The sequence below is a fragment of the Methanobrevibacter filiformis genome, assembly GCF_001639265.1.
Classification (GTDB): domain Archaea; phylum Methanobacteriota; class Methanobacteria; order Methanobacteriales; family Methanobacteriaceae; genus Methanacia; species Methanacia filiformis.
The window spans coordinates 1-9,263 of the sequence record NZ_LWMT01000005.1 but is presented as its reverse complement, the minus strand read 5'-3'; the positions used below and the strand labels follow the sequence as shown (position 1 = coordinate 9,263).

Sequence of the window (9,263 nt, the reverse complement as noted above, 5' to 3'; positions counted from 1 at the left end):
AAAGGAATTCAAACATCCTTACACTAAAATCACCCAAACACTAGACCAAAAATAGAAAAAAACAACAGAAAAAACAAATCAAAAGAAAAACAATCAAATAAAATCTTCAAATCATAAAAAACACATTAAAAAAGTTTAAAACTAAAACACAAAAAATAGACCAAAAAACTAAAACAAAAACTAAAAAACATCTAAAACCATATCCAACAATCATAAACCTTTATTTTAATTATGGATAAACTCCTATAAGTTCTGTTGTTTATGAAAGAAATTCATGTCCTGTGTGTGGAGAATATAAAAAAGAAAGTGAAGATTTTTGTAAAAAATGTATTAATCATAGAGAATTAGCTCAAAAAGCATCTGATTCAGATTACATGATTAAATGTTTTTCAAATCGTTATGATGAAGAATTTAATTTTTATGTATCTATTTTAGGAATAGGGTATTATATTTAAAAATAAAAATATGATCGACTCTACGTATATTGAAAAAATAGCTACAAAATTTGATAAAATAGAGGTCATAAGACTTAATAATACTGATTTTTTAGATTTAGCTAAAAATTTGAATGTTGAAATTAAAAATGTTTCTTTTAGCTTTAGTTTTTTGGGAAATATTCTTCCTAAAATTAAAGTTGAGAAAAAACAACAGCCATTATACTTTGAACATTTATCTCAGATTAGTAAAGGATCGAACAAATTAGGAATTTTTAAAGCAGATGTTGATAATTTAGGTTTAATTTTTTCTATGGGGTTCGAACACCTTAAAAATGAGCCAAATAATCTAAATAAAATAGGATCAAGTATTTCTAGAATATCTACATTAAGTTTTTATCTGGAAATGTTTATTTCAGGGTTTATTAATCAAATAGCTAGTAATTATAAAGTGTATGAAGAAAACAAATTGTGTAAAAAGTGTAAATTAAAATTAAAAGAAAACAAATTGAGGGAAGTATCAATAACTTTTGATGATAAAATTGAAGAATTTGATATGGGTAATGATGAGTATAGAGAAATAAATGTTATTTGTGATGATAACAATGAAATTTGCTCGAATTGTCATGATAAGGGAATACCTACGCTATATATTAATTATTCTGGTGGGGATGATTTATTAGTATTTGGACCATATGATCAAATTATACAATTTGCAGAAGAATTTAGGTCTAAATTTAAGGAATGGACTTCAAATAATAGATATATAACATTATCTGCAGGAATAAACATTGTTAATTCTAAATTCCCTATTGGAAGAGCAGTTCAAATGTCTGAAAACTATTTAAATAAATCAAAATGTTTGGGAAAAGATAAAATCACAGTTTTTAATGAAACAGTATCATGGGAAAATGATTCCAAAGATGATAGAATTAAAGGATTTAACTCTTTATTATATTTTTCAAAAAATCTTGAAAATATTGTTCCAGAGAAAGTTTCAAAAGGTTTTGTTTATTCTATGCTCCAACTATGGCAAGAATATTATTTTAAAGATACATTAAAAGTTGTTGATGAATTAGATTGGGAATCTATGAATATTTGTAGAATTTCTAAACATCCTTATGTACCAATGTATGTACATAAATTAAGAAATATTAAAGATCTGAAAATTAGAAAAAAATTTAGAGAAGAATATTGGAAATATTTGCCATGGATTAGAATTCCTGCTTCATGGATAGGTTTAAGACAAAGGTGATTTAATGAGTAAAAATATCGAATTGAAAAGAATAAAGGATAAAATAGATAATTTAGATAATTTTAAAGATTATTCTGATGAAGATTTTGCTAAATTTGGAGGGGATGCAGATTCACTAACAAAGAATTTAGGAAATAAAGATATCAAGACATCTCAATTGAGAAAGTTTTTTGCTGCTGTTAAAGAAATAGAGGTTGAAACTAAGGAAAAAGGATGGTCATCAGAACCAAAGGTTCATTTTTATCTGTTAATGCCTAAAATAGCTTATGCAAAGAGTAGGGAATTAATAAGTCATGATTTTTATGATTTACTTAAAATTTCAATGGAAAAGGTTGTAAATGGTAAAGATGAAAGTTCTTTAGAAGACTTTAAAAAATTTACTTTATTTTTAGAATCAATTGTTGCATTTTATAAAGCGAATAAGCCTAGAAGCAGTTAAGGAGATTAAACATGAGTGAATCAAACGAATTTGGATTTCAAGGAAATATTCTAATTGATGGAAAAATTGTGTGTGAAACTGGATTATATATTGGTGAATCTAATGATTCATTAGAGATCGGTGGAATTGATCGTATGGTTATTAGAGATAAAGAATCAGATTTACCTTATATTCCAGGTTCTTCTTTAAAAGGGAAGTTAAGATCTCTTCTTGAATTATATTTTAAAGATTCGACTGATAATATTATTCATCCTAAGAACGATAAAGATAGAGGAAATGCATGTACATGTGGAAAATGTGTCCCATGTCAAATATTTGGATTTAGTAATAATGATGAAGTCAATTTTGAAGGTCCAACAAGAATTATTGTTAGGGATGCCTTTTATGATGATAAAACAAAAAAATTTTGGAAAAATACTGATGATATTTCTAGGGGAACAGAATTAAAAATTGAAAATAGGATTGATAGAATTAAAGGAACTGCAAAAGATCCTAGACCTACCGAAAGAGTTCCTAAAGGTTCTGTATTTACTTTTAACATAGTTTTTAGTATATATTCTAACATTGACAAAGAGAATTTTAAACATATTTTTACTGCAATTGAGTTATTGCAACATAGTTATTTAGGTGGAAGTGGTTCAAGAGGTTATGGACAAGTATCATTTAACAATGTTAATATTATTGAAAGACCTAAATCTTTTTACACTAGTGAAAATGAATATTTTGATAGAGATGGCAATTTGTTATTGGGAAATTTTGAAAAAGAATGTAAAAATTATGTTGAACTGTTTAACATTAAAATAAATCCTGATGAAGAAGGGAATATTAATGGATAAACATTATAAAAGTTGATAGTATGATAATATATATTAAACCTAATTCAACTTTACCTCATTTAAGTTCAGATAAGATCTTTGGTTCCATAATATATGGAATTTCTCAATTATTTCCTGAGAAAGTTGATAAAATTGTAAATTTATTTAATGGTGAAATACCTCCGTTCATTGTTTCTTCTGCATTTCCATTTGTAGAACATGAAGGTAGAAAATTAAAATTTTATCCAAAACCCATGTTAAGATCAAATGATTTTGAAAAATTAGATAAGTCTATGGATATCGCTAAGGAAATCGATAAAATTAAGAAAATAAAGAAGTTTGCTGAAATAGAATTTGTGGATGAAACAATTTTTAATCAGTTGATTAATAATAAAACATCTGATTTAGAGATTTTTGATTCGTTAGGTATTGATTATTTTATTATTGCAGACAAATTTCTCATGAATACGGAAAATAAAAATGTGTTTGAATCTTCAATTAAAGTTCATTCTACTGAAATTCGTCCACAGAATAGCATTAATCGTTTATTAAATTCAACACAATTTTTTTATAGTGAAGGAAATCGTTTTGCAGGTAATAATGGCGTATTTTTCTTAATTAAATTTAATGAAGATTTTAAAAATATTGTTTTGTCTTCTTTGAAATTTTTGCAAGATAGAGGTTTAGGGCATGATATATCTTCAGGAAGAGGACATTTTAATTTTACTCATAGTAATGAAGAGCTAGTTACTAATAATAAAGGTCAATATTTTACTATTTTATCTAGATTTATACCTGATAATAATGATATACAGAATTTATCTGAAAAATCTAATTATTCATTTTATGATACTGGAGTTAAGCAAGGAAGAAAAACTAGTGGACTTTTTAAACAGAAAATTAGATTTTTTAAAGAGGGGTCTGTTTTCCCTATTTATGATAAGTTTTATGGGACAACTGTTCAGCAAAATAATGACTCTGAAGATAAATATGTTGAATATGGGATTCCATTTACTGTTAGATGTATTGGTAGTGATTAAATGAAAGTTAATGTTGAAATTGTAACACCAGTACATATTGGAAGTGGTAGTGAGTACAATAATTTAGAATTTTTAGCATTAGAGAAGAAAAATATAATTATAAGATATAATCTTGAGAAAATTTTTGAATATTTTTATAAAAACCATAAAGATAGTTATAAATATTTTTTAGATTTTATTTCTAAATCTGAAACTTCCTTGAATGACTTTTCAAAAGAACATAAAAATGAAATGAGACCTATTATCAAGAAGAATTTGAAAGAATATTCTACATATTGTTCTTTTTTAAGATATCCTTTAACTAAAGAAGAAATTAATAATAATAAAAGTTGGACAGATATTGATAAAATTAAAGAACATGTAAAAACAAATAATAATGCGTTTATTCCAGGATCTTCACTAAAAGGAGCTATTAGGAATTCCATTTTTTATAATATTTTAAATTTTAATAATAAAAAGGATATATGTAAAATTATAGAGAAGAAGGATAAGAACTTAAATGAATTAATGAAATATTTACATTTCACTGACTCAAAAACTGTTAAAAATGTCGCTGTTTATGGTACTAAGTCATTTGGGACTCAAAGAAACACAACTTCTTTTTTAGAAACTATAGATGAGACAAAAAAATTAAATCAACTTATTAATTTCAATTATTTTACCGATTATGATGAGAATATTCATGATCTAAAGGAAGTTTATAAAAATTTTTTAAATATTGATGTCATTTTTAAAGCAATAAAAACTTTTTCAGATGATATTATAGATAATGAGGTAGATTTTGCATTAGACAATAAGTTAGATGATGTTGTCGATATCTACGATGATTTAAAAAAATTAAATAATAATGAAAATTCTCCTTTATTACGTTTAGGTATGGGTTCAGGCTTTTTAAATATGACTACTTTATTAAAACTTAAAAATTATGATAAAAATTTGTTCAAAGGGTTTAAAAATAAAAATAATTTAGGCAAACCCTATGATTATGATTTTCCAAAAACTAGGAGATACATACTTGGAAATGATAAACCTTTGGGTTGGATTAAATTGAGCAAACAAGAGGAAATAGTATGAAAAAAGCATTATTCATGACAGTTGGAACTGGTACTAAAACAAATAATAATAATAATCATGGTCGAGAGAGTCAAATACAAGGGATTATTTTCACAATTTCTAAAATGAACCCTGAATTTGTTCTATTTTTTGTATCTAAAGAGTCAGAGCAAACTATTGATTTGGTGAAAGAGAAATATTATAAAAAATATAACAATGAATTTGATAAAAAATATAACAGTGATATTGTGTCCTTATCTGATGTGTATGATTTTGATTCATGTTACTTCGAAATTGAAAAAGAATTTCCAAAATATAATGATTTTGATATAAATGTTAGTTTCATTGGTGGAACTAAAATAATGACAAGTTGCATATGTATATGGGCAGGTATTTTTAATAAAAAAATTGTTATTGCTAAAGGAGAACCTGATGAGAACAGAAAAATCAGAAATACTGAATTAGAAATTAAAGAACCTTATGAAATTCAGGACAAAATAAATTTTGACAAATTTAAAGATGCATTTGATAATCATAGATTTGATTTTGCGAAAGAAAAGTTAAAAGATATTAATACTTTGGTTAACAAGGAGTTTTTCATGGAATTATTAGATTTTTATGATACGTGGGATAAATTCAATGATAGAATCGAAATTTCCAATAATAGTGAGAGTAATAAAAAAACGCTTTCATTGAATACTCATTTAAGAAATATAATATCCAAATTAAAAGAGAATGATAACTATGATGAAATTTTAAAAAACTATCCTAATTTTTTCAATCAAATTGAAAAAAATCAACAATTTTTAGATAATAAAATTTCAAAGAATAATAGGAAAATAGCCACGAAAATTAAATTTTATCTTCCTGACTTATTGAACAATATTGAAAGAAGAATAAAAGAAAGAAAATTTGATGATGCTGTTGCAAGATTGTATAGGGCTGTTGAGTTGATCTCTCAAATAAAACTCAATAATTTGGATTTAATAGATTTAAATCGTCTTAAAGATAATAAAGTATTTCATATTAATAAAGAAAGCTTTAAAAAAAAATTATATGAGTATTATGATGATGGTGTTGTGGATTGTATCTTTGATTTTCATGTAAAAAAAGACTTTAAGTCCAAACCACAAGATAAAACATTTCGGCTGGCAATGAATAGCAATTTCTTTCTCTTGGATGATCTTAAAGTTAACTTTGCTAAAAAATTTATTAATGATGAAAAATTCAAAGCAGAAGTACAAAAAAGAAATAATTCTATTTTAGCACACGGTTTAAATCCAATTGATGAAAAAACGGCTAATAATTTGTTTGAGTCAGTATTGGAGTACTCTTTCCATCTCTATCCTAAAATTAAGGATGACATGATTTTAGCTAAATTTCCTGATTTTGGAGGAAATAATGAAAATTAACACATCCTATTTAATATTAAAAACAGACAAACCAGTTAATGAAGGTTCAAATAAAGTAAGAGGATACATTGCAAATACTTTCAAAGATTATTTTTTACTACATAATCATTATAGTGAAAATAGCTACTCTTATTCATACCCTTTAATTCAATATCAAGTATTAGGTGGTCAAGTATCAATTTTAGGTATTGAAGAAGGAGTGAAAACTTTAAAAGAAATTTCAAATGATTTAAATGAACTAAAACTAGAAAACACATACAATATTACAGAGAGGATAATGTATGATAAAACAACGGATATTAAAACTACAAATGATGAAATTCATTATAAATTCTTAAGTCCATGGCTTGCACTAAACACTACAAATTATTCAAAATTTAAGGAACTTAAAATGTGGAAAGATAAAAAGTTATTTTTAAACAATATCTTAATTGGAAATATTCTTTCTATGGCTAAGGGACTTGGAATAATTGTGGATCGAAAGATTTATCCTAAAACTCATTTGGATTCTGAAGTTACAATGTATAAATCTATTATGATGGAAGGATTTACAGGTGAATTCAAAATTAGATTTAAAATTCCTGATTTCTTTGGTTTAGGAAAAGGTGCTAGTCAAGGTTTTGGAACAATTAAAGAAATAATTGGTGATGGAGAGTAATATTTTATAAATAACAGTAAAAGAAGGGCTGATGAAGGAAAATATGATGATAGTATAGCAAGATTGTACGTGCACTTGAATTAATAGCTCAGATTAAACTGAAAATTAATTATAATTTAAAACTTCAAATCCTGATATAAATATAGTAGAAAAATTACTAAAGATTCATCATATATTGAGAATTTAAACCAAAAAATAAAAGATGGTAAAATTAAAATAGGATTAAATGATATTAAATGATGCATTTGAGCTGTTAAAATCTTTTGATAATGATTTAAGAAAAAAAGTTTTCTGGTGAAACTATTATTTCTATATGGTGATTAGTATTCATGAAATCTTCCAAAGCATTTGAATTTTCAAATAGTATTTTTTGATCCTTATTTATGTAAATATTAAAAGTACCATCTATTTTTAATTATAAACAAGGATATTTTTTCTCTTTTTCCATTTTTAGCCTCTTTTTGATATTTTTTTCATGTTGAAAAATTATTTAATATTTCAATACATGTTTAATAATATGTAATATGTTATTTAATTAAATATAATAATCAGTTTTAGTACTAATATTAAATAATAAAATAGTAAATAATAACTTATTACTTAGTTAGTTCTAAACTATTACATAACATATTTAGTATTGTACTATGTGCAATAAGTTATTATGTAATATAGTTAATATATAAACTTTCCAAGAGCATTTGGAAAGTAATATTTTTAATACTCTTATTAAATTAAAGTAATACTAACATATTAAATAATAACTACTTTAAAAATAGTAATAATATTTAGGAAAATAAAAAAAATATTTTAAAATTTATTCATAATTTGAAAAAATAAAAAATTAGGATTATTTCTATGAATTATTCATAATTCTTCCATTTCAAGTTTTGCTTTATTTAAATTATTATCTGGTATAATAAAGAAAATAAATTACATAATTGGTTTGTTTGATCATCATATTACAACAATAGCTGAAAAAGAATTAAGAGGGCATGGTCAAGTTAATAAAAAAAACCTTATTTAATAAATTCTTATTATTCTATCTACTCTATCAAAATCATCATCAAAACTAGCTATTTCAATAATGTTATCTTTTTTCATTAAGTTTACTATTATACTGTCTGTTAATGATAATTTATGATATTTAATTAATATATCCATAGAATCAGTGTATAGATCCATATCTTCAGTTATAATTGTGAAATAATCTAATATTACTTTATAAACTTGTTTACTTGCTTCAACTCCTGCTTTTTTGTTTATTAAAGTTATTGTTTCATTGATAACAGATTGACATGTTATTTTCTCTTTTTTGTCTATAGTTGGGAGTATTTTTTTCGCTTGTTCGTGGTATTGGTCTTTGGGAACAAATAAAGCAACAACATAACTAGTATCAATGAATATCTTATTAGACATTTATATTATTCCTTGTTTCTTAATTTTCTAACTTCTTCCACACTATTAAACGGTTCATCAACTTCAATAATTCCTACTAAATCTTTTAATGATTTATTTTTTTTGTTAGTGTCTGGTTCATTTTTTAATCCTTGTTTTAAATATTCTGTGATTATTTTAGTTTGTGTAGTGCCTTTGTTTAAAGCTACTATTTTAATAGCTTTGACAAGATTATTATCTAAATTTAAAGTGGTTTTAACTTTGTTTTGCATTTTAATTAACTCCTATTTTCTATAAAATTTTTATAACTGTATATATTATTATAAGGTTTATAATATATAAATATTATATTACATAAGGCAATATGAGTTTTTTGTATGTATTTGGATATTGAAACCCCCGAAAACATTATAAAGGAGTTGATTAATATGGATAAAGCATTGGCAAGTGCACAAGCAATAGAAGAACATGTCACACAAAACCCCCTGAAGAATATAGAAAATACCAACAAATAGAAATGTACAAACACGACCAAGCCACACTTTAAAGAATAGCAAAAGAAGAAGGTAGAAATGAAGAAAGGTTAATCATAGCTATTAATTTAAAAAAGAAGTATTGGCACCTAAAATTATAAGTATAGTACGATACCTATTTTTTGACAATATTTATATAGTATAAAATATATAATATTGGTATATGAGTAAAGATTCTAAAGAAGTAGTGGTGCGTCATATTAGTTCTACTGAGCTTAATGATTTGATT

At 24.5% G+C, this 9,263-nt stretch carries 10 protein-coding genes; 8 read left to right on the top strand and 2 right to left on the bottom strand.

Annotated features, from left to right (window positions below; genetic code table 11):
* Positions 1 to 281: 281 nt before the first annotated feature.
* Genes MBFIL_RS10390 through MBFIL_RS00150 form a run of 8 tightly spaced genes read left to right on the top strand, consistent with a single transcriptional unit; the run spans position 282 to position 7,106 of the window.
* Complete coding sequence (locus MBFIL_RS10390; RefSeq protein WP_157078597.1) at positions 282 to 455, top strand: hypothetical protein; 174 nt, start codon at positions 282 to 284, stop codon at positions 453 to 455.
* Positions 456 to 465: 10 nt separating this feature from the next.
* Positions 466 to 1,689 carry a type III-A CRISPR-associated protein Cas10/Csm1 gene (gene cas10, locus MBFIL_RS00180; protein WP_066970209.1) on the top strand — a complete coding sequence of 408 codons (1,224 nt, stop codon included), beginning with the start codon at positions 466 to 468 and terminating at the stop codon, positions 1,687 to 1,689.
* Positions 1,690 to 1,693: 4 nt separating this feature from the next.
* Positions 1,694 to 2,128: a type III-A CRISPR-associated protein Csm2 gene (csm2, locus tag MBFIL_RS00175; protein ID WP_066970206.1), complete on the top strand. Its 435-nt coding sequence runs from the start codon at positions 1,694 to 1,696 to the stop codon at positions 2,126 to 2,128.
* 11 nt (positions 2,129 to 2,139) lie between these two features.
* Positions 2,140 to 2,964: a type III-A CRISPR-associated RAMP protein Csm3 gene (gene csm3 / locus MBFIL_RS00170; protein WP_066970201.1), complete on the top strand. Its 825-nt coding sequence runs from the start codon at positions 2,140 to 2,142 to the stop codon at positions 2,962 to 2,964.
* A gap of 20 nt (positions 2,965 to 2,984) precedes the next feature.
* A complete protein-coding gene (gene csm4, locus MBFIL_RS00165) occupies positions 2,985 to 3,983 on the top strand; it encodes a type III-A CRISPR-associated RAMP protein Csm4 (RefSeq protein ID WP_066970191.1) in 999 nt (332 codons plus the stop codon).
* The gene (gene csm5 / locus MBFIL_RS00160) at positions 3,984 to 5,057 is read left to right on the top strand and encodes a type III-A CRISPR-associated RAMP protein Csm5 (RefSeq protein WP_066970188.1); all 1,074 of its coding nucleotides are present in this window, start codon (positions 3,984 to 3,986) and stop codon (positions 5,055 to 5,057) included.
* Positions 5,054 to 6,448, top strand: coding sequence for a TIGR02710 family CRISPR-associated CARF protein (locus MBFIL_RS00155; RefSeq protein WP_066970185.1), 1,395 nt, complete (start codon positions 5,054 to 5,056; stop codon positions 6,446 to 6,448). The genes csm5 and MBFIL_RS00155 overlap by 4 nt, the downstream gene beginning before the upstream one ends.
* Positions 6,438 to 7,106: a CRISPR-associated endonuclease Cas6 gene (locus tag MBFIL_RS00150; protein ID WP_066970182.1), complete on the top strand. Its 669-nt coding sequence runs from the start codon at positions 6,438 to 6,440 to the stop codon at positions 7,104 to 7,106. Before MBFIL_RS00155 ends, MBFIL_RS00150 begins: the two co-directional genes overlap by 11 nt.
* Before the next feature lie 1,020 nt (positions 7,107 to 8,126).
* On the opposite strand, the gene MBFIL_RS00145 is transcribed toward MBFIL_RS00150, so the two are convergent.
* Together MBFIL_RS00145 and MBFIL_RS00140 are read right to left on the bottom strand one after the other, a co-directional pair.
* Complete coding sequence (locus MBFIL_RS00145) at positions 8,127 to 8,522, bottom strand: type II toxin-antitoxin system VapC family toxin (RefSeq protein WP_066970181.1); 396 nt, start codon at positions 8,520 to 8,522, stop codon at positions 8,127 to 8,129.
* A 5-nt stretch (positions 8,523 to 8,527) separates the two neighbouring features.
* A complete protein-coding gene (locus MBFIL_RS00140; RefSeq protein ID WP_066970179.1) occupies positions 8,528 to 8,773 on the bottom strand; it encodes a DUF6364 family protein in 246 nt (81 codons plus the stop codon).
* Between the last annotated feature and the right edge of the window lie 490 nt (positions 8,774 to 9,263).

What these genes read in the sequence shown, in the direction of transcription:
- csm3 (WP_066970201.1), top strand. Translation starts at nt 2,140, where the DNA reads ATGAGTGAATCAAACGAATTTGGATTTCAAGGAAATATTCTAATTGAT.
- cas10 (WP_066970209.1), top strand. Translation starts at nt 466, where the DNA reads ATGATCGACTCTACGTATATTGAAAAAATAGCTACAAAATTTGATAAA.
- MBFIL_RS00155 (WP_066970185.1), top strand. Translation starts at nt 5,054, where the DNA reads ATGAAAAAAGCATTATTCATGACAGTTGGAACTGGTACTAAAACAAAT.
- MBFIL_RS00145 (WP_066970181.1), bottom strand. Translation starts at nt 8,522, where the DNA reads ATGTCTAATAAGATATTCATTGATACTAGTTATGTTGTTGCTTTATTT.
- csm4 (WP_066970191.1), top strand. Translation starts at nt 2,985, where the DNA reads ATGATAATATATATTAAACCTAATTCAACTTTACCTCATTTAAGTTCA.
- MBFIL_RS00150 (WP_066970182.1), top strand. Translation starts at nt 6,438, where the DNA reads ATGAAAATTAACACATCCTATTTAATATTAAAAACAGACAAACCAGTT.
- csm2 (WP_066970206.1), top strand. Translation starts at nt 1,694, where the DNA reads ATGAGTAAAAATATCGAATTGAAAAGAATAAAGGATAAAATAGATAAT.
- csm5 (WP_066970188.1), top strand. Translation starts at nt 3,984, where the DNA reads ATGAAAGTTAATGTTGAAATTGTAACACCAGTACATATTGGAAGTGGT.
- MBFIL_RS00140 (WP_066970179.1), bottom strand. Translation starts at nt 8,773, where the DNA reads ATGCAAAACAAAGTTAAAACCACTTTAAATTTAGATAATAATCTTGTC.